The following is a 20,497-nucleotide window of genomic DNA, read 5'->3' on the forward strand; positions in this document are numbered from 1 at the left end:
CTCTTCCTCCACCACAACCGCCCCCTGCGCACCCTCCTCCTGGAATCGCAAATCTGGTTCTGCGCCCGTGACCTTGGCCGTTTGATGAGTCGCCCTTTGAGCGAACGCACCACGCGCAAGCTGGACGAGGATCAGCGGCGGACGGTGTTGCTGGCCGATCACGGTGAGGCGGTGGCGGAGTTGATGGTGACGGAGTCGGCGGTGTATGCCTTGCTGGCTCAGCACTATCATATTGATAACCGTGGTCTGCGGCGGTGGATCAGCAATGAGGTGGTGGCGTCGATTCGGGATGGGGCGTTGCCGGTGGATAGTGCGCAGCCGAGTTTGAGTTTTCTGCAGTGGCCCGGGTTGTCGGTGAGTCTGTTGCATTGGCAAAGCGAGCCGTGGATTCGGCTGCGGGATATGCCGCGGATGTTGCCCCATGACCAGGTGCCGGTGGTGTCAGGTTTGCGCAAGGGGCGGCTGCCTTGGTGGCGGTCGGCGTGGCAGGTTTTTCGGTTGAGTTGATTGGGCAGAGGACGGCGTTTGTTGGCGAAGCAATGTGACCTGGCGATGGCATCGTATCAGCGGATGAAGATGGCGCCTGTCACGCCGCCATCGCCAGCAAGCCGGCTCCTACGGGTCCTGTGTTTGCTGTGCGACAGCGCTATGTCAGGGACGCCGTGACAGCTCCCACAGGTTTGCGCTGTGTTCGCCGATTGGCGAAGAAATAAAGGCAGGAAGCATCCATGAGCAGGCGAAGTGACCGGCTATCTGTCGAGGTCAGCGTCGTGGCTGTGGGAACCCTCGGGCGCTACGAGGAGAAGCAGCGCAATTCGGTCTTTTCGCATGGCGCTGCGGTAACCGATGAGAACGCAGTCTCCCTGACCAAGGTGATTAGAAAGTGCTCAGATAACAGAGAGCGCCAGTCAGTGCGAAGAGTGAAGAGAATCCATTGGGCGCATTGCCGCTTTCAGCTGGCGATTACGCGTATCAACTGCCAGGTGGCAAATCCCAGCAGGAAGAGGCCTGCACTGCGGTCAATCCATTGCATGGCGCCGACTCCCAGGCGGTGACGGATACTGGACACGCCGAAACTGAGGGCCAGCCACCAGAGCGCGGAGCCGCAGAATATGCCCAGCACCATCACCAGCCCGTCCGCACCGGACAGTAACTCGCCGCCGGACAGGGTGGCGAAGATGGCAACGAAGGAGAGAATGGTCAGCGGGTTGCTCAGGGTCAGGAGGAACACCGAGACGAAGGCCGGCAGCGCGCGGGCTTGGTCGCCCGCACTGGCGGCTTGTTCCGGCGGTGTGGCGCGCAACATCTTCAATCCCATCCAGGCCAGAAACAGGGCGCCGAAGAGGGCAAGCGGGGTGACCAGAGCGACGAAGACGCGGGTGATTGCACTGATACCAAAGGCGCCCAGGGCACCATAGCAGGCATCCGCCGCCGCAGCGCCCAGGCCGCTGATGAAACCGATACGCGCACCATGCCCCAGGGTTCGCTGGATGCACAACAGGCCGATGGGGCCAACCGGCGCTGCGATGGACAGGCCAATCAGGACGGATTTGAGAAACAGCAGAGTCGCCATGCGCAGGCTCCAGGACGGTGGACATGGCCGATATTCTGCGTTGCAATGCCTCGATCCTGAATACAGGGATTACGGTAGTTTCGGGTAATCGCCTGAATAAATTACGAATTTAGAACCGGATGCCTGAAAAAAATGGAGCTGGATGCTAAATCCTGGAAAATACTTCAGATCGTGCAAAGTGAGGGGCGTATTTCCCTGACAGATCTGGCGCCAAGGGTGGCCCTTTCGCTGCCGGCCACTTCCGAGCGCCTCAAGCGCCTGGAAGAGGCCGGAGTGATTGAGGCGTACTGCGCAACGGTTTCCGCCGAAAAGGCCGGTTACGGCGTGATGGCGCTGATCGGCATGACTACTCAGCAATCGAACAAGGCGCGACTGATCGGCCAGTTGCAGCAGATGCCGGAGGTGCTGGAATGCCTGCACGTGACCGGGCAAGACTCCTTTATCCTGCGGGTGGTGACCCGCGACATCCGCCACCTCGAGCGTTTCGTCGGCAGCATCAACCACTTTGGCGAGACACGCACATCCATCGTCATGTCCGCACCCATTCCCCTGCGTGGGGTGGCACCGCCATGCGATTGATCACTCGAGTGGGCTGACCTTGAATCGCCCCTGATTTCCGGGGCAATTCGATGGACTGCTTGGGTAGTCTTGCGCCTGTGATGACCAGAAGCCAGGGGGCTGCTTCTGCAGGTCATGGTTACGAAACGTGCGGGTCGAGTTCGATGCGAATGAGTGGTCAAGTCAGTGCAATTGCCCAGATTGCTTCGCGAATGAATCCGCTCCCACCAGATTTACTCCCGCCACTTGCCAAATGCTTGCTTCGCGAAAGCGCGGCGCCAAAGACGAGGCGGGATCACCAACGGTCGCTGGTTGGGGTGCGGGATGGTTTCAGGAGTTCTGCGGCGCCTGGGCTGACGCCTTCCCGGCTGAAGCCGGTCCCACATTTATGGGGGGCATTCCGGTTGACTGGGCAGATGGCTGCAGGCTAGCCCTTCATCCGCGCCCGATACTCTTGCACCATGGCCTTGGTCACATCCTCTTTGAAGCATAAAGGCGCGGCGCCGCCGGGGCGGTTGTAGGCGCTGCGTTTGCCGCAGCGGCTGCCGTTGCGGGCGGTGTTGTAGGGGCAGGGGCAGTTGCCGGAGTAGGCGGCGATGGAGTTGTCGATCAGGCGCTGGGCGATGGCGTCGTCGGTGAGGCTGGCTTCTTTGGCCGTTGCCTGGAAGGTGCAAAGCAGTGCCCAGAGGGCGATAAAGACGATTCCTGTCTTTTTCATGGCCGTTCCTTAGCTTGATGGATGAATGATCCACAGGCTTTTTACCATGATATCAGTAGGCCATTAATTACTTTTTTGCCGGAATGGCCGCGGCTGTCTGCCTGAGCGGCTCGCGAACAAGTTCGCGCCTGCCGGGAGGTGGCGGTATGCTTTCGCGCAGTTCATTCAAGGCACTGTTTATGTCGCGCAAAAAACCATTACCGCCCTCTTCTCCTGGTACCGCGCCGGTACATTTTCTCGGCAGTCAGCCGTGGTGGCTCAGTGTGCTGCTGGCCGTTGTTACGGGGTGGTATCTGCACTCGGTAGCTGTAGAGCCGCTGCCTGAGTTTGCCGGTGGGCATTCGGGCGGGTTGGCGGTAAGTGCGATGTTTCAGAAGATGGCGGTTATTGGCCAATACGTGCTGCCGCTGATTTTCCTGGCGGGGGCTGCGGGGTCGTTGTTGCGGCGGCGCAAGGCGGTTGTACTGCCGGAGCCTGAGGTTGCGCCGGAGCCTGAACCGGTTGTTGAAGAGAACGAGGCCGAAGTGGTGGCGCCTGAGGCGCTTGAGGCCCCCGAGGTTGAGCCGGTTGCTGCGCCGACCGAGCCTGAGGTGGAAGTCAAGGCGCCGAATTGCCCACACTGCAAGAAGCAGATGGTGTTAAAGGTGGCAGGTTCCGGGGCCAATGCCGGGGGGAATTTCTGGGGCTGTGTGGATTATCCAAAGTGTCGGGGAATACGGCCGATTTTTGCGCCGATGAAGTAAGGCGACGCTTCGCACTTGATCGCCAGCAAGTCGACTCCCACAGGGTGAGCCACAGAGGCATAATGCCATCTCGTTTTTCCGGGCGTCATTAGAAGAGGAAGTCGGATGCGCAGGTTCAGTCTCAAAACCGCCCTGGTATGCGTGGCGTTGATCGGTGGTCTGTTTGCCGGGGATGCGTTGGCGGCGAGCAAGGCCAAGCATCCGCCGGCCAAGGCCACGACGCAACGGGTGTCGATGCTCGGCGGCAAGCTGGTATTTGCCCTGCCCAAGGAGTACGTGAAAAGCCCGATGCCGGAGATCGACGACAAGGCCAAGGCGGCCGGGGTCACGGGCGCGCTGTATCTGAACAAGCCCGCCCACCGCGTAGTGATCGTCACCGAAACGCCTCTGCCCTCCGGCGCCAAGGTCTCGGCCAATGACAAAAAGACCCTGGACACCATCAACGCCGATGCGCTCGCGCAGCAGAAAAGCAGCTACCAGAACTTCAAGAAGCTGAGCGAGAAGAAGCTGGTGCGCAAAGGCCTGGGCCTGCGACAGCTTGATATCGCAGGCGACGTGGACGGTGGTCGGGTGATCAGCACGACGATTACCGCAGCCTCGGGAACGCGCACGGCGATGGTCAATGTGATTTCCCTGGAGAAGGATGCCAAGGATCATGGGGTGTTGGTGAAGGCGGTCACTGGGGCGAAGTGAGGGTTGAGCCTGTACTGCCTCTGTAGGAGCCGCCTTGGTGGCGATCGAGTGCGAAGCGCTCGTAATGAAGTCGGTGACTGAACTGCCGCTATCGCCAGCAAGCCGGCTCCTATGGGATCTCATTCCAATTCAAGTGGTCGGCACTCCCCAGGTCCATGTGTTCGCGGCAATCCGCAATCAAACCGACTTCCTCCCCTCCACCACCATCCGTACCGCAAACCCGCACAGTACCGTGCCCATCAGCCAGCGCTGGAAGGTGGCCCAGTTGGGGCGTTGGGTGAGGAATCCGGCGATAGAGCCAGCGGCCATGGCGATGAGGGCGTTGACGGTGAGGCTGACGGCAATCTGGCAACTGCCCAGGACCAGGGATTGGCTGAGAATGCCGGCACCGTGGTCGAGGCTGATGAATTGCGGCAGCAGGGAAAGGTAGAGCACAGCGACCTTGGGGTTGAACAGGTTGGTCATCAGGCCCATGAGGAACAGGGTTTTGTTGCTGTCCTGAGGCAGGTCCTTGACCTGGAAAGGCGAGCGGCCACCGGGTTTGATGGCTTGCCAGGCCAGGTAGAACAGGTACAAGGCACCCGCCAGGCGCAGGGTGTCGTACGCATAGGGCACGGCCATGACCAGGCCGGTGATGCCGAACGCTGCGCAGAGCATATAGAAGATGAAACCCAGGCCGACGCCACCCAATGAGATCAGTCCAGCCTTGCGCCCTTGGCTGATGGAGCGGGAGATCACGTAGATCATGTTCGGCCCCGGCGTCAGAACCATGCCCAGGGAGATAAGGGAAAAAGCAATCAGGTTGGCGAGATCCGGCATGACACGTCCTGTTATCGGTAGTTTGGAAGGACTGAATCGGTGATGCATTCCAGCTGATGGGCAGGCAGCCGGTCAATGACAAAATGTGGCCAAGGAATAAAAAAGCACCAAAGTAATATCACTTTGACACCTAAGTTCACATATCCACCCCATATAATTGGCTGATATATATATTTTCTCCGTAATGGCAAAATGCCTTGCCTGTATGAGAAAATTCGAAATATCAAGCGGGCCCATTATCTCGGGCTCAACGGTGGGTAACGGGATGAACAAACACGACGGCAAGGGATTGTCATTTGCCAAGCGCATCTATTTGCCGCGCAGTCTCGGGTTGGGCATCGGTTTTTTCAGTGTCCTGGCGACGCTGTACCCTACACATCCGTCAGGCTGGGTCTGGGCGCTGTTGGTGTTCAATGGCTTTATCTGGCCCCATGTCGCTTATCAATTGGCGCGGCTGTCGCGTCAGCCTTATAAAGCCGAACGCCGCAACCTGATCTACGACTCCCTGGGCGGAGGCTTCTGGGCCGGGGCTATGGGCCTGAGTCCATTGCCGACGGTGACCGTGCTGTCGATGATGGCGATGAATAACATTGCCGCAGGCGGTCAGCGGCTGTTTATCTATGGCAGCCTGGCCCAGGCTGCTGGCGCGTTGATGGCCATCCTGATCTTTTCGCCGGAGTTCAATCCCGGCAGTACGCCGCTGCAGATCTATGCCTGCCTGCCGATGTTGGTGATTTATCCGTTGGCTGTCGGTCTGGTGTCTTATCAGGTGGCGGTGAAGTTATCGGCGCATAAACATATCCTCAGCAAACTCAGCCGTACAGACAGCCTCACCGGTTTACTCAACCATGGTTCATGGAAAGACTTGCTGCATATCGAGTTCGGCAATTGCCAGACACTGGAACGCAATACCACTATCGCCCTGATCGATATCGATCACTTCAAGAACATCAATGACAGCTACGGTCATATTGTCGGCGATACCGTGCTCAAACTGATGAGCGATGCGTTGGTGCGCAAGTTGCGCGACAGCGATCTGATTGGCCGTTACGGCGGCGATGAGTTTTGCGTGATCCTGCCCAATACCTCGCGCCAACAGGCCCACGAGATTCTCGAGCGCCTGCGCCTGGCGATGAATGCCCACCATGATGTGCTGCTGCCGGATTTGCAGATCGGCCTCAGTGTCGGTATCGCCAGCTACGGCCCGCACCTGACAGACGCAGCCATGTGGCTGCATGAAGCGGACAAGGCGCTGTACAGCGCCAAGAGCAATGGGCGTAATCAGGTGGTCGTGGCCACCACCGAGTCGGCGCAGTTTGCCTGGTCCAATCCGCAGTTGGAGTAATCAGCTCATTGCCTTGGCCAGCATGCCGAACAGGCCGGGCATTTGTGTCGGCTTTTTCTCCTCGGGCTTGTCGGCTTTGGGCACGCTGCTGTACTGCGCGAACTGACTGCTCAGGCCCGGCGCCTCCCCAGCCTTGTCGGAAAACCTGTGCATGACCTGCTCCATGAACTCCAGGTTGCCATGGACACGAGGGTTGTCCGGGTCGGTCATGTAGCGCACAAAATCCTGATCCAGCCGCGTGCTGCTCAGCGCTTCGCTGTCACGAATGCGCTTGAGTATGGGCCGCTCGCTGTCAGTGAAATAGCCACGTGGCTCTTTGGCGGCCTTGTCGGGGTCGCCCTGTTGCTCGCGATAGCGCGCCAGGTTCCTGGCCAGCTCATCGACATACTTGAGGTCTGCGCCCTGCTCCCGTGCGTGGAAGTAGATGTCGCTGATCAATGCCCGATCCGCCTTGTTCAACTGTTCGATCGCCGGTTTTGCCTCGACCTGGCTTTTGCTGTCGGCAGCATTGATCGCGCTGCTTTTGCTCTTGTCGCTCAAACGCTGTTTCAGCAGCCCTTCGCCACTGATGGACACAGCAGGTGGCGGTTTCTGCCCGGTGATTGCCGCGCGAGTTGCCAGGCGCATCTGTCCACTCACTGTGTTGCGATCGATACGCCCGGACGCCACCGGCGCGATAATTCTGGATTCGACCATGGCCATGATTCGTTCCTCATCACTGCAAGAAATAAGGCACGCGGGTGACCCGAACGGTGCACCCGCGCATATCGCGGCGATAGCTCAGTCGCGCTTCACCCGGTCGGCAAGAAAGTCGAACAGCCCCGGATGGGCATTGCGGCCGAAGACTTTGTTGAGGGTGCGGAAGATGTGTTCCATGGTCGGCTGCGAGAAGCTTGCCTTGGCGCCCCACTTGCGTGTCGGGTCGCTATAGAGGTTCGGATCGACCTTGGGCTTGGTCGGCTGCTCGGCTGTCACGATGGGTGCCGGCGCGTGGTAGTCCCTGGGCCCGCTGTAGCGTGAGAAACGATCACCCAGTGGTGACGCCTTTTCCCCCTCGGTGGAGAACTTATTGACGACCGCTTCGAGAAAGTTGAAATCGGTGTGGCGGATATGGGCGTACTTGCTGTCGGCGGCGTGACGGATAAAGTCCGGGTCCAGTTGCGTGGTCTTGAACGCCTCGCTGCTCATGATCCGTTCGATGATGGCCTTGTCGGTGTCGGCGTAGTCGTACTTCCTGGTCTGCCCCGGCACCACGGCAATATCGACCATGGACATCTGTTCGCCATTGTTGCTCTTGCGAAACTGACCCAGGACGCCAGCGAGTTGATCGACATAGCCCAGATCGACATTTTGCTTCTGGGCATATTCGTAGATATCGCCGAGCAGATTGCGGTCGGTCGCCGTCAGAAACTGCGCCTGCGGGGTCTTGCGGGTGGTCTCATTGAACTCGTTGACGACCGCCGGTTCGATCTTGGGATCAAGACAGCGGAACACCCGGCTCAACAACAGGGTCTTGCCACTGATGGACGCGGCTTCACCCGGATCGACCGCCAGTTTGGCGGGGGAATAAGCGTTGGCCGGGGTGGCGGTTTTCCTGGCCTCTGTTGTCGATGCAGTTTCCTTCGGTTTATGGGTCTCTGTCTTTTTGGCTGCGTGCTCTTCAGCGAGCTTGAGGGCATTGAACCGGGCCATGGTGTTGATTTGCGATTGCGGGACTCTCATGGTGCCTCCTTGTTTTACCTGAAGCCCTTGCTCCGTCCATGGAGGGGCATTTTTGCTGCAACTGATTCAGGGCGATCGTCCGGGACACCGCTCTGTCACGCGGTACACACGGCCCTGTAGGAGCTGCCGAAGGCTGCGAATGGATGTATCTGATGCACCGCTTTCGCAGCCTTCGGCAGCTCCTGCACAGATTTCATTTCAATTCAGACTTCGCCTCGTACTCGTCCCCCTCGCGGCGGGTCAGTCGCTCTTCAACCCGCCGCACGGTTGAGGCGCGGCAGATTGGCCAGCAGCCATTCGGGCGTACGCTCCTGCAACAGCAGGCTGATGGGCGCGTCCAGTTGCAGGCGGCCATAGAGCGCCTCTTCACGCTGCAGGTGCTCCTGCTGCACCTGGCGATAGTTGTAGGGGTAGATGCTGCGTTCGATGGGCAGCAGGGCGTCGAAATGTTGCAGCAGGCCGTGGAAGACGATGCGCCGCTCTACGGTTTCACGGGTGGTGGCGATCAGTTTGATGAAGTATTCGCCATCGAGGTGACGCAAGGCCTGGCTGGCGGCGTAGCGCTCGGCGAGGGTGAAAGACGCCAGCTCGTCATACACCGCCACGCCGAGAAAAGCCCGGGAACGCTGCTCGAAGGGGTTTTCGGCATAAGATCGGCGATGATGGAAACCCAGCACGAAATCCACGGCACTCTCGGCCTGCTCCCTGCGCTCGGGACGCTCCAGTTCCAGCAAATCATCGAGCTGCGGCGCTTGCCGACCCAGCTCAATGATTTGCCGGGCGAACTGCGCAAAAAGGCCTTTGGGCCCCATCAGGCTGGCCTGCTGCTCGCACAGGACCGAGTGGGACAGCGGCGCCTGTCTGGCCGCCAGCTTGCGGAAATTGCGCACTGCCACAGGATCGACCGCAATGCAGCCCAACGGGGTCGATGGCTGTGGCAATTGATCCTGATGAAGTGAAACTGCATTCATCTCATGACTCCTTATAGTGAAATACCCCAGGCATTCCGGGCCTGGCAATGAATAGGGGAAAGCGCTAACAGCCCATTAAAAATCGGATATAAGACCAGGCCGCCACATAGCGCGCTATCGAGAGTGTCAGTCTTGCCGCCATAGTAGTAAGCGACTTGCAATACAACGCCTGCGCCACGAAACGCGACAAACAAACAACCTTTGCCGGGGGCTCCGAATATTAGGTCTCGTTGATATTCGGGCACAATCCGACAGATGTCGGGGGTTGTGCGATTTTGCGCATTTTGGCGTTACTGACATGCAACGCCATGAGTTCGGCACGTCTTTTAACCCCGTGCGTCTTGAGCAACACGGAAACATGGTCCCGGGCCGTATAGATACTCATGTTCAAGTGTTCGGCAATGTCCTTGTTGGCGTAGCCGCGCAGCACCAGGGCCAGTACCTGCAGCCGCCGTATGGGTTCACGCATCGGTTTTCCTCCTGTTCGCGATTCTTGCATTTGAGCGTGCAGGATGCCTTTCACGGTATTCATCCTGACCACGAAAAGTGCATCGGCCTGAACTTTGTTTCTTTTAGAAGTTTTTGCCCGCAGTTACAAATTAACTGACGCCACATATACTCAACCCCGACAAGCACATTAAAAGGCGTACAGACATTTCCTACAAAGCAAAGAAAAATCCTACATAGCAAAGTAACCACTCCTACTCGTATCTACTCGCCCACAGTTAACTTTCCGGCAGTTCCAGACGCAAACCATAAGCGCAGTAAAATAGTATTACAATCAGTAGTTACAATTAATTACGACAAGGAATATTCAGGGATTCGGCAGAGAAAAGGACTTCAAACCTGTAGGAAAGAAACTACATATAGGGAGAATAATAACTGACAGCGATAAATGACGTGAACGAAGGAATCTGTAGGGGATGCCGAGGACTGCGAAAGCGGCGTACAAAACAGATCCATTCGCAGCCTTCGCCAGCGCCTACAAAACCGGATGCCAGACCGGATTGATGTGGGACCGGCTTCAGCCGGGAATACGCCTTCCCGGCTAAAGCCGGTCCCACAGAAAAACCCCATCAGCCGGGTATATTGCATCACCGCGGCGCGTGAACCACCTCCGCGTCCTCAAGCTGCATCCCCCGGCGCAGGCCGAAAAAAGCAGCCGTCCCCAGGCCAACCGCCCCCATTACCGCGCAGTAGCCGACACATACCCAAGGGCTCCAGGGCATCAGCACGATCAGCAGCAAAGGCGTAGTACTGGCCCACAGCGCATAGGCAATGTTGTAGGTGAAAGAGATCCCGGAGACGCGAATATTCGCAGGGAACAGACCGACCATGACCGACGGCACAACGCCTACAATCCCACATCCCAGACCGGCGATGGCGTAGGCAATGGTCAGGGGCAGCCACTGGCCGATCAGGCTCGCATACAACAGGCCGACACCCACTGGCAGCAGCAGGCTGTAGAGGATCACCCCGCGCCAGGCACCGATGCGATCAACCAGAAGACCGGCCAGCACGCAGCCGATATTCAGGAAGACAATGCCGACGCTGCTCAAGGCAAAGGTGTTCATGGCGGTCATGCCAAAGCGTTGCTGCATCACCGTCGGCGTAATGACCACCAGTACCACGACCGCAGAGGTCAGCACGCAGGTCAGCAGAGCCGCAGGCAGCAGCGACTGGCGATGCTCGCGCAGTACGGCACGCAGGGGTAGCTCGGTCATGTCCCGACGCTGGGCATGCAAGGCCATGAATACCGGTGTCTCGCTCAGCCAGCGGCGCAGCCAGACGCCAATGACGCCGAATACGCCGCCCAGCAGAAATGGCAGGCGCCAGGCGTAATCGAGGATTTCCGCCGGCGTGAAGACCTTGGCCAGCCAGGTCGCGGTCAGTGCTCCCAACAGATAGCCGAACGTCAGCCCGGCCTGCAGCACGCCCAGGGCATAACCGCGATGGCCGTCAGGCGCGTGCTCGGCGACGAACACCCAGGCGCTGGGTACTTCGCCCCCCACCGCAGCGCCTTGCAGAATACGCAGCCCCAGCAGAATCAGGGGTGCCCAGTAGCCGATCTGCGCATAGGTCGGCATCAGGCCGATAAGCAGGCATGGCAGGGCCATCATCAGGATGCTCAGGCTGAACACCCGTTTGCGCCCCAGTCTGTCGGCAAAGTGGGCCATCAGGATGCCGCCCAGCGGACGCGCCAGATAGCCGGTGACGAAGATGCCGAAGCTCTGCAACAGGCGCAGCCATTCGGGCATTTCCGGTGGAAAGAACAGCTGGCTGAGGGTCAGCGCGAAAAACACGAAGATGATGAAATCGTAGATTTCCAGCGCACCACCCAGGGCGGCAAGGCCCAGGGTTTTGTAATCGCCCCCGGAAAACCGCGGGGGACGTGGGCGAACATTAGCCGTCATGACAGCTCCCATACACAATTCATTTGACGGTATGGGCCGTGGCCCGCTTACCGGGCGCGAAGAATAGCAAAGCGTGGCAGGATGGTGCGGGTCGCTTACGATTTGCAGGACGAGCGTGTATTTGTGGGACCGGCTTTAGCCGGAAAAGGGCCGGTACATTCGCTACATTTCTTTCGTGTGGAGCGCAGCCTTCCTGGCTAAAGCCGGTCCCACACAGGGCCACCAGCGACCGCACGAAACCATTGGGGCATAGCATGAACAAACAGGAACTGTTCCATCTGGCAGAACAAGGCAGCGTCGATGAACTCAACCTGCTCTCTCTGGAGTCAGGTATTTATCTGCTGGAAATACGGACCGCCAGCCACACCTCAATGCTGCGCAACGACCAGGACAAGGTGATGCACCTGCGCTCCGTGGAACAGGCGCGCCTGCTTCTGGAAGGTCTGCCCCCAACACCTTTTTTCCTGGTCCACGCCTCCCCGTACAATGAAATGTGCGGCCTGGACGACGCGCTGCAGCAACCCCTGCGCATCCCGGTGTCCCTGGAAGCCTGGCGCTGAACAGCGCGGCGCGGCCTCACATGTATGAATACTTGGCGGGTAACGGAACTTAACCTGTCAAAAACCGCACAGAGCCTCAATTCCCCGAATACGCATCGAGACTCACCGTGATGAATCCCACCCGCCGCAACAGCGTTGCCCTGGATGCCCTTAATTTCTTCCTGGCGGATGTGCGTGACGGCCTGGGTCCTTATCTGGCCATTTATCTGCTGGCCGTGCAGCACTGGGAACCGGCCAGCATCGGTAGCGTAATGACCGTCGCCGGGCTGGTAGCGCTGTTCACTCAGACGCCAGCCGGTGCCCTGATTGACCGGACCCGGGCCAAGCGTGCGGTCGTGATCATTGCCGCATTGCTGGTGACAGGCAGTTGCCTAATCCTGCCGTTCATCCAGGGATTCACTTGGGTCGCCCTGACCCAGGCCCTTGGCGCTGCGGCAGCCTCGGTGTTTGCCCCGGCCATCGCCGCGATCTCGCTGGGTATGACCGGCGCCAAGGCCTTTACCCGCCGTACCGGGCGTAATGAAACCTTTAACCACGCCGGCAACGCCTGCGCCGCCCTCCTCGCTGGTGGCTTTGCTTACCTGTTCGGGCCGATTGCCGTGTTCTACCTGATGGCGGCCATGGCTGTGGCCAGTATCCTGGCGGTCGCCGGCCTATCGGCCGATGCCATCGATCATGAGGCCGCCCGCGGGCTTGAACATGCCCAAGGGGAGGCCGTCCATGTTTCCGGCTGGAAAGCCTTGCTGCATCATCGCGCGTTGCTGATCTTCGGCGCGTGCTGTGCGCTCTTCCACCTGGCCAACGCGGCGATGCTGCCCCTGGTCAGTCAGAAACTGTCGCAGATAGACCTTAGCCTGGCGACGCCCCTGACCTCCGCCTGCATTGTCGCCGCCCAGGTGGTGATGATCCCTGCAGCGCTGCTGGTAGGCGCGCGTGCCGATCTCTGGGGACGCAAGCCGTTGCTGCTGGCAGGCTTCGCCATTCTGCCGGTACGCGGCGTGCTCTATACCTTGTCCAGCGATCCTTACTGGCTGGTCGCCGTGCAAATGCTCGATGGCGTCGGCGCCGGGCTTTTTGGCGCACTGTTCCCGCTGGTGGTCAAGGACCTGACCCGGGGCACGGGGCGGTTCAACGTCAGCCTCGGTGCCCTGACTACCCTGTTCGGCGTGGGCGCGGCGTTTAGCAGCAGCCTGGCGGGACTGGTGGTTCAGCATGCAGGGTACAACGCGGCATTCCTCACCCTGGCGGCCGTCGCTGCCCTTGCCCTGCTTCTGCTGATGCTGGCGATGCCGGAAACCCTGCTTGCGTCTGCTGCAGAGCGCGAGCCTCAGAACGTCGCTCGCAGCCCCACCTGAATACTGCGGTTCCCACACCCCGTAAAACGGCTTCCACGGTAAACGCATCAACAGCGATTCCCGGATAAACCTATGGATGATGGCGCAACGCCCGATCAGCCCCCACGCTGCCACCCTTCATTCCTCGGGTTGCTGATATGCGTGCTCACCTCAAACTGGCCACCGTGGTCATCCTCACCGGCATCGGCGCGGGCCTGGGTGGCATGCTGCTGGCGTTGCTGCTGCATCTGATTCAGCACCTGGCCTACGGCTACGGGCAGGATGCGCTGAGCAGCCACGAGAGTTTCCTGCTGGGAGTGAGCAGCGCCTCGGTCGAGCGGCGGGTCGCGGTCATGGCCTTGTGCGGGTTGGTCGGCGGAATCGGTTGGTGGACGGTGTATCGCTGGGGCCGGCCATTGGTCAGCATCAAACAGGCGGTCGGGGAAAAGGCGCCGCTGATGCCGGTCAAGACCACCCTCGCCCATGCCCTGCTGCAAATCATCACCGTGGCCCTGGGTTCGCCTTTGGGCCGCGAAGTTGCGCCAAGAGAGGTCGGGGCATTGGTGGCCAGCACCTTGTCGCAATGGGCGTGTCTGCCCGTGGCGACTCATCGCCTTTTAGTGGCTTGCGGTGCCGGTGCCGGTTTGGCTGCGGTGTACAACGTGCCATTGGGTGGCACGGTGTTTGTGCTGGAAGTGCTGGTCGGCAGTTTCACCTGGCCCGCTGCGTTGATGGCGCTGGCGACATCGGCCATCGGCGCCTCTGTTGCCTGGCTGGGCCTGGGCGCCGAGTCGCAATATGTGCTGCCGAAATTGCCGTTGAGCGCCAGCCTGATTGCCTTCGCGCTGATCTGTGGGCCGTTGTTCGGGATCGCCGCCCACGGCTTTGTGCGCCTGACCGGCCACGCTCGCCAACAGGCGGCGCGGGGCTGGCAGTTGCCGGTGCTGGCGCTGCTCAACTTCACTCTGATTGGCTGCGTGGCGATTTATCTGCCGCAAATTCTCGGCAACGGCAAAGGTCCGGCGCAACTGGGTTTCGACAGTGAGCTGGGGATTGGCCTGGCAGCGCTGTTGCTGCTGGTCAAGCTGGTGATCACCTCCAGTACCCTGCGCGCCGGGGCCGAGGGCGGCTTGCTGACACCGGGCCTGGCGATTGGCGCGCTACTGGCAATTCTGCTGGGCGGCCTGTGGAGCCTGGCCTGGCCCGGCATTCCTCTGGGCGCATTCGCGGTGATTGGCGCGGCGGCGTTTCTCGCTTCCTCCATGAGCATGCCGATCACGGCAATCGTGCTGATCGCCGAATTCACCCGCATCGATCATGACTTTCTGGTACCGATCATTCTTGCGGTAGTGGGCTCGGTGTGCGCCAGTCGCCTGTGCGAGAAATTTAAATCAGCGCCACCTCGAATTCCGGCAACACCCTGACATAGACTGCCTGAACCCTAACAAGGATCAGGCTCATGACGTTCTCATTGCTGTTGGCTGTACTGATGTCGGGATTTATCTATGGCATTTCGCCGGGGCCGGGTGTCCTCGCCGTGCTGGGCATTGGCGCGGCCAACGGGCGCAAGGCCGGGGCGGCGTTTCTCAGCGGCCATTTGCTCGGTGATGTGATCTGGTGCAGCACGGCGCTGGCGGCGATCATCGGCGCCAAAGTGATCGGCAGCACGGCGTTCGATGTGCTGGGCGTGTTGAGCGGGCTGTTCCTGTTCTGGCTCGGCTTCAAGGCGATCACCGCCAAACGCAATAGCGACGGCCAGCCCCAGGCCACGGCACGGCGGCCGTTCTGGCACGGCATCATGTTCGGCCTGACCAACCCCAAGGCTTACCCGGTGGCCGTGGCGACCTTCACTGCCCTGATCTCCAGCCGCGCCGAGCTGTTGAACTGGTCGATGCTGCCGTTGCTGATCCTGCTCAGCACCCTGGGCGGGATCATCGCCTATTCGATCATCATCACCCTGGTCGGCACTCGCCATGTGCGCACCCTGTATCAGCGCCATGAGCTGACCATCACTCGCATCTGCGGCCTGATGTTCATCGGCTTCGCCGTCAATGCCCTGATGCATGCGGTGCCTAGCCTGATTCCGCGCAAACCCTGATCAAGCCGTCGACGTGGCCTGCTGTTCAAGCCACGTCAGGAACTCCCTGACCGGGGCTTGCCGTTCGCGCCCGGGTACGCACACGGCAAAGTAACGCGGCCCCGGCAAACGCACCTCGGGGCGATAAGGCACCAGCAGGCCCTTGGCCAGGCTGTCGGCCACCAGCACGCTGCTCGCCAATACCAGGCCCTGCCCGGCAATCGCCGCATTCAAGGCGAAATGCTCGTCCTCGTAATGACGCAAGACCGCCCGTGGCAGCCAGTCGCCGTGCCCTGCCGCCGCGCACCAGGTTGCCCAGTCCAGGGCAAAGCCTCCCGGAATGTCCCAGCGCAGGTCGATCAGCTCAAGGCGCTCGGCGCTTGCCGGATCGGCCAGCCCCGGCGCGGCATAGGCGGCGAAGTTCTCGCTCATCAAGGGCCTGTGCAGCAGCGCCGGGTCTTCCCGGGAAACGGTGCGGATCGCCAGGTCGATGCTCGAGTCACGCAGCAATTCCAGCACTTCATTGGCCGTTTCGACCCGCACGTTGAACGACGGCCACTGCCGATAGAAATCCCCCAGTCGGGGAATCAACCAGGAGGCCGCCAGTGCCGGGGTGGTGGTAAGGATCAGGGTATGGGAGTCCGCGCGTGGACGCAGGGCTTCGAGGCTGCGGCTGATATCAAGCAGCGCCGCGTGAGCGTCCCGAGACAGGCGTTCGCCCTCAGCAGTGAGCTGCACACCCTTGCCGCTGCGGGTGAACAATAGCGTGCCCAGCCAGGCTTCCAGTGCCTTGATCTGATGGGAGACCGCTGCCGGGGTGACCGCCAGTTCGTCGGCGGCGCTCTTGAAGCTGGCCAAACGCGCTGCGGCTTCGAAGGTGCGCAGGGCGGTCAGGGGAAGTTTGCTGAACACGGGCAGCCTCGCCACAAGTGAATTGAATTGAGCGAGGCTGAATTTATCTCATTTTGCTCACGGAGGATTTGCCATTAACGTGCGGGCACTGACCAAGGAGACCCGCCATGCAAGGCCCCACCCGCAAAGTGCTGCAAGCCGTCCTCTACGAAGGCGTAGCGGTAGCGTTCATTACTCCGATCCTGGACCTGCTGTATGACCAGGGCATGGTCTATTCCGGGCTGTTGTCGATTCTGATGTCGGCCAGCGCCCTGGCCTGGAACATGATCTTCAATGCCCTGTTCGAACGCTGGGAAGCCCGCCAACCGAAGCGCCAGCGCACCCTGAGCCGTCGCCTGCTGCACTCCCTGGGCTTCGAAGGCGGCCTGACCTTGATGCTGTTGCCGCTGATTGCCTGGTGGCTGAGCATTTCCTGGTGGGCGGCACTGGCGACCAACCTGGGGTTGTTCGGGTTTTTCTTCGTCTATTCGCTGGTGTTCCAGTGGGTGTTTGACCGGGTGTTTGATGTGCCGGAGTCGGCGATGGAGCAGCGGAGTACATAAAACCGTAGGCCACCTTTGTGGGACCGGCTTCAGCCGGGAATACACCTTCCCGGCTAAAGCCCCACAGACCTCACCCATTCAGGCAATCACCGCGCTACAACCCCACCTTCAACAACTCGCCATTGTCATCATCGGTCAGCACATAGAGAAACCCGTCCGGTCCCTGGCGCACGTCGCGAATGCGTTGTTTCAGTTCGCCGAGCAAACGTTCTTCGTGAACGATCCTGTCGCCATCGAATTGCAGGCGGATCAGGGATTCAGCCGCCAGGGCACCGATAAACAGGTTGTGGTCCCAGGCCGGAAAGCGCTGGCTGTCATAGAAGGTCATGCCACTGATTGCCGGTGACTTTTCCCATACATGAAATGGCTTGATCGTACCTTCGACAAACTTGCCCTTGGCCTCTTTAATCGGCTCGCCGGAGTAATCGATGCCATGGGTCGCCAGGGGCCAGCCGTAGTTGCCGCCGCGTTCGATGATATTGACCTCGTCACCGCCCTTGGGCCCGTGTTCATGGGTCCACAGAGTGCCGGTCCAGGGGTTGAGTACCGCGCCCTGCTGGTTGCGATGACCGAAGCTCCAGATTTCCGGACGCACGTTGTTCTGATTGACGAAGGGATTGTCCGGCGGCACCTGGCCGTCCGGGTAGATCCGTACGATCTTGCCCTGCAACTTGTCCAGATCCTGGGACGTGGCCTTTTCGTTGTTCTCGCCCAGGGCGATGAACAGGTAACCGTCGCGGTCGAAAACCATGCGCGAACCAAAATGCGCCCCCGTGGACAGCTTGGGCTGCTGGCGGAAGATCACCGTGAAGTTTTCCAGATGGGTCATGTCCGCCGACAAGCGTCCGCGCCCGGCCGCAGTGCCGGCGTGATCGCCACTTTCGTCACCTTCGGCGTAAGTCAGGTAGACCAGGCGGTCCCTGGAGAAATCCGGAGACAGCACGACATCAAGCAAACCGCCCTGCCCTTTGGCCCAGACCTGCGGCACGCCGGAAATCGGCTTGGAGACCTTGCCGTCCTCGCCGATCACCCGCAAGTCGCCGGGGCGCTCGGTGACCAGCATGCCTTGTTTATTCGGTAGAAATGCCAGCGCCCAAGGGTGTTTCAGGCCAGTGGCAATGGGCTCGACGCTGATGCTGCCCAGCTCGCTCGGGTAGTGCTGCACCTCGGCGGCCGCAGCGCTCAATGGCAGGGACAGGCAGGCGACCGCACACAGGGTTGCGGACAGGGTTCGATAGAACATGGACAGTTCCTTATGTCTCAATTGGTTGGCTTGCGTTGACCGCTATTGCCCGAATTGCCTGCGGGAGCGGCGTCCTGACGGGCGGGACGCGATGGAACAGAATAGCCATTGCCGACACCGCCGTTTTCCAGGGTCGGCGGACGCGGGTTGGGGGCAGTGCTCGGGCCGTGTATGGGCGGGGTGCTGGGTTCGGTGCCCTGGCGGCTATTGGGATTGGCGTTGCGGATGGGATTGTTGCCAGGATTATCGTAGGTGCTGTTGGGCAGGTTCTGGGCGCCAACGCCGCAGCTGACACCCAGCACAAGCGCGGAGCCGAGGCCGCATGCACACAGTATTCGGGTAAGACGGCTCATAAGGGTCTCTCCGGAAACAGAAATGTAGACCTATGTTGGAGGGCGATTGTGTGACGAGGTTCGCTTTTGGCCGCGCTGCATTTTTGTAACAAGAATGATCAGGCTTCCGACGGGCTGCACAAATCTTCCAGACAAATCCTGCATTCAGCGGTAACGTCATCCGACGAACGTCTTTGTCATCGGAGCGGCGGCATGGCCACGCAGAACTGGATCACTCTCAAGCAGGATGCCGAATCCGGCATCGAGACGATCCGTGCGCATTTCGAGGGCCACGCTTATGATCCACATTGGCACGACAGCTATCTGGTAGGCCTGACCGAACAGGGCGTGCAGCAATTCCACTGCCGCGATGTACGCCATCAGAGTACGCCCGGCGGCGTATTCCTGCTTGAGCCGGGGGAAATTCATGATGGCGACGCGCCCATGTCCGAGGGTTTCACCTACCGCACCCTGTATCTGGAGCCAAACTGGCTGGAACGGGAACTGCGCGCCCTGTTCGAACAGGCCCCCGAGCATTGTGAGCTGAGTTTTGCCGCGACGCTGGCCCGCGACCCGCGCTTGGCCGAGTGTACCGCCCAGGCCTTCAATGCCCTGCATAGCGAAGACCTGCGCATCGTGCGCCAGACCACCCTGGACAACCTGCTTGGCAGCCTGACCCAGCACCTGCGCTGGCGCAAACGGATCAATCCGGACCCGCGCCTGCCGCTGGTGGCGCAACGGGCCAGGGATTACCTGCATAGCCATCTGCATCAGGACATCGGCCTGGATGACCTGGCCATGGCGACGGGCGTCGACCGTTTTCGTCTGAGCCGCGCCTTCAAGGCTGCTTTCGGCCTGGCACCCCATGCCTATTTGATCCAGCTGCGGCTGGCCCGGGCCCGGCGTTTGCTCGCGCTCGGCCAGACTCCGGGCGACGTGGCCGCCTCACTCGGTTTTTCCGATCAGAGCCACTTGGGCCGCTGGTTCCAGCGCGCCTACCGGATGAGCCCGGCGGACTACCGCAAGCGCTGCTCAAATCTTCCAGACTGAGACACCCGGCAAGGCGATGATCGAGCCACGATCCATTGCTGCCGAGCCTGAAAATGTCTTCGATCCTGCCGTTTTTGCTATTCGCCTTTGTCGCCTCCATCACCCCCGGCCCGACCAATATCCTGGTACTGACCAATAGCTCGCGCCACGGCCTGTGGGCAACCACCCCCATCGTGCTCGGCGCCTGTGCCGGGGCCGCCGCGCTGGTACTGGTGGTGGGTATGGGCCTGGGCGATGTGCTGATTCGCCATCAGGCGCTGCAGACGCTGATGTCCTGGGCCGGGATTGCATGGCTGAGCTGGATGGCCTGGCAGATCTTGCGCAGCCCGGCCGAAGCCATCGACCCCAACCAGACCGACAGGAAAGGCCCCGATCTGGGCCTGTTCGGCGCAGCTAGCCTGCAGCTGATCAACCCCAAGACCTGGATGATGGCCCTGGCCGTGACCAGCGTATTCGCCGGGCAAGACGCCGACCGCACGTTGCGCGTGCTGTACCTGTCTCTGGCGTTTTTCGCGGTGGCGATCCCCTGCATGACGGCCTGGGCCTTTGCCGGTGTCGGCGCAGCGAGCTTCATTCGCTCGGCCAAGAGCATGCAATGGTTCAATCGGGTGATGGCGCTGCTGTTGCTGGCATCGACCTGGATGACGTTGTTGATCTGATCTTTACTGTGGGACCGGCTTCAGCCGGGAAGGCGGCGGTGATTTCAACGGCCTATTACCGGCTAAAGCCGGTCCCACATCAGCCCTGTATTTGCAGCGGGGGGCTGAATCAACTCGATTCATGTGGGAGCCGCTGTTGTGGGTCTGACCCTTATTGTGGGACCGGCTTCAGCCGGGAAGGCGGCGGTGACTTCAATGACCTATTCCCGGCGAAAACCCCCACTCAATATCA

General features: G+C 60.4%; 22 protein-coding genes and 1 pseudogene. 12 read left to right on the forward strand and 11 right to left on the reverse strand.

Features of this window, described 5'->3' with window-relative positions:
• On the forward strand, positions 1-507 hold a 507-nt coding region (locus ACCD02_RS31555), incomplete at its 5' end, for a Bro-N domain-containing protein (RefSeq protein ID WP_413310446.1).
• A gap of 445 nt (positions 508-952) precedes the next feature.
• On the opposite strand, the gene ACCD02_RS31560 is transcribed toward ACCD02_RS31555, so the two are convergent.
• A complete protein-coding gene (locus ACCD02_RS31560) occupies positions 953-1,573 on the reverse strand; it encodes a LysE family translocator (RefSeq protein WP_413310448.1) in 621 nt (206 codons plus the stop codon).
• Positions 1,574-1,705: 132 nt separating this feature from the next.
• Between ACCD02_RS31560 and ACCD02_RS31565 the strand changes: the two genes are divergently transcribed.
• Entirely contained in the window at positions 1,706-2,152 is a 447-nt protein-coding gene (locus tag ACCD02_RS31565) for an Lrp/AsnC family transcriptional regulator (RefSeq protein WP_413310449.1), read from the forward strand.
• Positions 2,153-2,558: 406 nt separating this feature from the next.
• Here ACCD02_RS31565 and ACCD02_RS31570 read toward each other — a convergent pair whose 3' ends face one another.
• Entirely contained in the window at positions 2,559-2,849 is a 291-nt protein-coding gene (locus ACCD02_RS31570; protein WP_413310451.1) for a hypothetical protein, read from the reverse strand.
• 602 nt (positions 2,850-3,451) lie between these two features.
• Between ACCD02_RS31570 and ACCD02_RS31575 the strand changes: the two are divergent.
• Positions 3,452-3,592: pseudogene (locus ACCD02_RS31575) on the forward strand (restriction endonuclease); the annotation flags it as partial.
• A 105-nt stretch (positions 3,593-3,697) separates the two neighbouring features.
• A complete protein-coding gene (locus tag ACCD02_RS31580) occupies positions 3,698-4,285 on the forward strand; it encodes a polyribonucleotide nucleotidyltransferase (protein WP_413310453.1) in 588 nt (195 codons plus the stop codon).
• Positions 4,286-4,462: 177 nt separating this feature from the next.
• Here ACCD02_RS31580 and ACCD02_RS31585 read toward each other — a convergent pair whose 3' ends face one another.
• Complete coding sequence (locus tag ACCD02_RS31585; protein ID WP_413310455.1) at positions 4,463-5,104, reverse strand: LysE family translocator; 642 nt, start codon at positions 5,102-5,104, stop codon at positions 4,463-4,465.
• Positions 5,105-5,369: 265 nt separating this feature from the next.
• Here ACCD02_RS31585 and ACCD02_RS31590 point away from each other — a divergent pair, with 265 nt between their 5' ends.
• On the forward strand, positions 5,370-6,449 hold the full coding sequence (locus ACCD02_RS31590) for a diguanylate cyclase (RefSeq protein WP_413310456.1): 1,080 nt from the start codon (positions 5,370-5,372) through the stop codon (positions 6,447-6,449).
• On the opposite strand, the gene ACCD02_RS31595 is transcribed toward ACCD02_RS31590, so the two are convergent.
• The 5 genes from ACCD02_RS31595 to ACCD02_RS31615 form a co-directional block, all read right to left on the reverse strand.
• Positions 6,450-7,151 (reverse strand): hypothetical protein, encoded by a 702-nt coding sequence (locus ACCD02_RS31595; RefSeq protein WP_413310458.1) that lies wholly within the window; start codon positions 7,149-7,151, stop codon positions 6,450-6,452.
• A 78-nt stretch (positions 7,152-7,229) separates the two neighbouring features.
• Positions 7,230-8,171 (reverse strand): hypothetical protein, encoded by a 942-nt coding sequence (locus ACCD02_RS31600; protein WP_413310460.1) that lies wholly within the window; start codon positions 8,169-8,171, stop codon positions 7,230-7,232.
• Between the two features lie 251 nt (positions 8,172-8,422).
• On the reverse strand, positions 8,423-9,142 hold the full coding sequence (locus ACCD02_RS31605) for a hypothetical protein (protein WP_413310461.1): 720 nt from the start codon (positions 9,140-9,142) through the stop codon (positions 8,423-8,425).
• Between the two features lie 220 nt (positions 9,143-9,362).
• Positions 9,363-9,611: a LuxR C-terminal-related transcriptional regulator gene (locus tag ACCD02_RS31610; protein ID WP_413310462.1), complete on the reverse strand. Its 249-nt coding sequence runs from the start codon at positions 9,609-9,611 to the stop codon at positions 9,363-9,365.
• 625 nt (positions 9,612-10,236) lie between these two features.
• Entirely contained in the window at positions 10,237-11,556 is a 1,320-nt protein-coding gene (locus tag ACCD02_RS31615; RefSeq protein ID WP_413310464.1) for an MFS transporter, read from the reverse strand.
• A gap of 254 nt (positions 11,557-11,810) precedes the next feature.
• On the opposite strand from ACCD02_RS31615, the gene ACCD02_RS31620 reads away from it, so the two are divergent.
• From ACCD02_RS31620 to ACCD02_RS31635, 4 genes are all read left to right on the forward strand, one after another.
• Positions 11,811-12,116 carry a DUF6482 family protein gene (locus tag ACCD02_RS31620; protein ID WP_413310466.1) on the forward strand — a complete coding sequence of 102 codons (306 nt, stop codon included), beginning with the start codon at positions 11,811-11,813 and terminating at the stop codon, positions 12,114-12,116.
• Between the two features lie 110 nt (positions 12,117-12,226).
• Positions 12,227-13,471 (forward strand): MFS transporter, encoded by a 1,245-nt coding sequence (locus tag ACCD02_RS31625; RefSeq protein ID WP_413310483.1) that lies wholly within the window; start codon positions 12,227-12,229, stop codon positions 13,469-13,471.
• A gap of 137 nt (positions 13,472-13,608) precedes the next feature.
• Positions 13,609-14,874 carry a chloride channel protein gene (locus ACCD02_RS31630; RefSeq protein WP_413310468.1) on the forward strand — a complete coding sequence of 422 codons (1,266 nt, stop codon included), beginning with the start codon at positions 13,609-13,611 and terminating at the stop codon, positions 14,872-14,874.
• A 35-nt stretch (positions 14,875-14,909) separates the two neighbouring features.
• The gene (locus ACCD02_RS31635) at positions 14,910-15,548 is read left to right on the forward strand and encodes a LysE family translocator (protein WP_413310469.1); all 639 of its coding nucleotides are present in this window, start codon (positions 14,910-14,912) and stop codon (positions 15,546-15,548) included.
• On the opposite strand, the gene ACCD02_RS31640 is transcribed toward ACCD02_RS31635, so the two are convergent.
• Positions 15,549-16,439 carry a LysR substrate-binding domain-containing protein gene (locus tag ACCD02_RS31640; RefSeq protein WP_413310471.1) on the reverse strand — a complete coding sequence of 297 codons (891 nt, stop codon included), beginning with the start codon at positions 16,437-16,439 and terminating at the stop codon, positions 15,549-15,551.
• Between the two features lie 107 nt (positions 16,440-16,546).
• Here ACCD02_RS31640 and ACCD02_RS31645 point away from each other — a divergent pair, with 107 nt between their 5' ends.
• Complete coding sequence (locus ACCD02_RS31645) at positions 16,547-16,981, forward strand: PACE efflux transporter (protein ID WP_413310473.1); 435 nt, start codon at positions 16,547-16,549, stop codon at positions 16,979-16,981.
• 94 nt (positions 16,982-17,075) lie between these two features.
• Here ACCD02_RS31645 and ACCD02_RS31650 read toward each other — a convergent pair whose 3' ends face one another.
• Both ACCD02_RS31650 and ACCD02_RS31655 read right to left on the reverse strand, forming a co-directional pair.
• Positions 17,076-18,224: a PQQ-dependent sugar dehydrogenase gene (locus tag ACCD02_RS31650; protein ID WP_413310475.1), complete on the reverse strand. Its 1,149-nt coding sequence runs from the start codon at positions 18,222-18,224 to the stop codon at positions 17,076-17,078.
• A gap of 17 nt (positions 18,225-18,241) precedes the next feature.
• Positions 18,242-18,577: a hypothetical protein gene (locus ACCD02_RS31655; RefSeq protein WP_413310477.1), complete on the reverse strand. Its 336-nt coding sequence runs from the start codon at positions 18,575-18,577 to the stop codon at positions 18,242-18,244.
• Between the two features lie 192 nt (positions 18,578-18,769).
• Here ACCD02_RS31655 and ACCD02_RS31660 point away from each other — a divergent pair, with 192 nt between their 5' ends.
• Together ACCD02_RS31660 and ACCD02_RS31665 are read left to right on the forward strand one after the other, a co-directional pair.
• Positions 18,770-19,606: an AraC family transcriptional regulator gene (locus tag ACCD02_RS31660; protein ID WP_413310479.1), complete on the forward strand. Its 837-nt coding sequence runs from the start codon at positions 18,770-18,772 to the stop codon at positions 19,604-19,606.
• Positions 19,607-19,659: 53 nt separating this feature from the next.
• Complete coding sequence (locus ACCD02_RS31665; RefSeq protein WP_413310481.1) at positions 19,660-20,265, forward strand: LysE family translocator; 606 nt, start codon at positions 19,660-19,662, stop codon at positions 20,263-20,265.
• Positions 20,266-20,497 lie beyond the last annotated feature (232 nt).

Origin of the sequence: Pseudomonas sp. Pseusp88 (assembly GCF_047303955.1) — a bacterium.
Taxonomy (GTDB): Bacteria; Pseudomonadota; Gammaproteobacteria; order Pseudomonadales; family Pseudomonadaceae; genus Aquipseudomonas.

Excerpts from the sequence above, each read along its gene's own strand:
- ACCD02_RS31660 (WP_413310479.1), top strand. The coding sequence starts at position 18,770 with ATGGCCACGCAGAACTGGATCACTCTCAAGCAGGATGCCGAATCCGGC.
- ACCD02_RS31580 (WP_413310453.1), top strand. The coding sequence starts at position 3,698 with ATGCGCAGGTTCAGTCTCAAAACCGCCCTGGTATGCGTGGCGTTGATC.
- ACCD02_RS31560 (WP_413310448.1), bottom strand. The coding sequence starts at position 1,573 with ATGGCGACTCTGCTGTTTCTCAAATCCGTCCTGATTGGCCTGTCCATC.
- ACCD02_RS31585 (WP_413310455.1), bottom strand. The coding sequence starts at position 5,104 with ATGCCGGATCTCGCCAACCTGATTGCTTTTTCCCTTATCTCCCTGGGC.
- ACCD02_RS31655 (WP_413310477.1), bottom strand. The coding sequence starts at position 18,577 with ATGAGCCGTCTTACCCGAATACTGTGTGCATGCGGCCTCGGCTCCGCG.
- ACCD02_RS31570 (WP_413310451.1), bottom strand. The coding sequence starts at position 2,849 with ATGAAAAAGACAGGAATCGTCTTTATCGCCCTCTGGGCACTGCTTTGC.
- ACCD02_RS31650 (WP_413310475.1), bottom strand. The coding sequence starts at position 18,224 with ATGTTCTATCGAACCCTGTCCGCAACCCTGTGTGCGGTCGCCTGCCTG.
- ACCD02_RS31610 (WP_413310462.1), bottom strand. The coding sequence starts at position 9,611 with ATGCGTGAACCCATACGGCGGCTGCAGGTACTGGCCCTGGTGCTGCGC.
- ACCD02_RS31665 (WP_413310481.1), top strand. The coding sequence starts at position 19,660 with ATGTCTTCGATCCTGCCGTTTTTGCTATTCGCCTTTGTCGCCTCCATC.
- ACCD02_RS31620 (WP_413310466.1), top strand. The coding sequence starts at position 11,811 with ATGAACAAACAGGAACTGTTCCATCTGGCAGAACAAGGCAGCGTCGAT.
- ACCD02_RS31595 (WP_413310458.1), bottom strand. The coding sequence starts at position 7,151 with ATGGCCATGGTCGAATCCAGAATTATCGCGCCGGTGGCGTCCGGGCGT.
- ACCD02_RS31615 (WP_413310464.1), bottom strand. The coding sequence starts at position 11,556 with ATGACGGCTAATGTTCGCCCACGTCCCCCGCGGTTTTCCGGGGGCGAT.
- ACCD02_RS31635 (WP_413310469.1), top strand. The coding sequence starts at position 14,910 with ATGACGTTCTCATTGCTGTTGGCTGTACTGATGTCGGGATTTATCTAT.
- ACCD02_RS31625 (WP_413310483.1), top strand. The coding sequence starts at position 12,227 with ATGAATCCCACCCGCCGCAACAGCGTTGCCCTGGATGCCCTTAATTTC.
- ACCD02_RS31630 (WP_413310468.1), top strand. The coding sequence starts at position 13,609 with ATGCGTGCTCACCTCAAACTGGCCACCGTGGTCATCCTCACCGGCATC.
- ACCD02_RS31645 (WP_413310473.1), top strand. The coding sequence starts at position 16,547 with ATGCAAGGCCCCACCCGCAAAGTGCTGCAAGCCGTCCTCTACGAAGGC.
- ACCD02_RS31565 (WP_413310449.1), top strand. The coding sequence starts at position 1,706 with ATGGAGCTGGATGCTAAATCCTGGAAAATACTTCAGATCGTGCAAAGT.
- ACCD02_RS31605 (WP_413310461.1), bottom strand. The coding sequence starts at position 9,142 with ATGAATGCAGTTTCACTTCATCAGGATCAATTGCCACAGCCATCGACC.
- ACCD02_RS31590 (WP_413310456.1), top strand. The coding sequence starts at position 5,370 with ATGAACAAACACGACGGCAAGGGATTGTCATTTGCCAAGCGCATCTAT.
- ACCD02_RS31600 (WP_413310460.1), bottom strand. The coding sequence starts at position 8,171 with ATGAGAGTCCCGCAATCGCAAATCAACACCATGGCCCGGTTCAATGCC.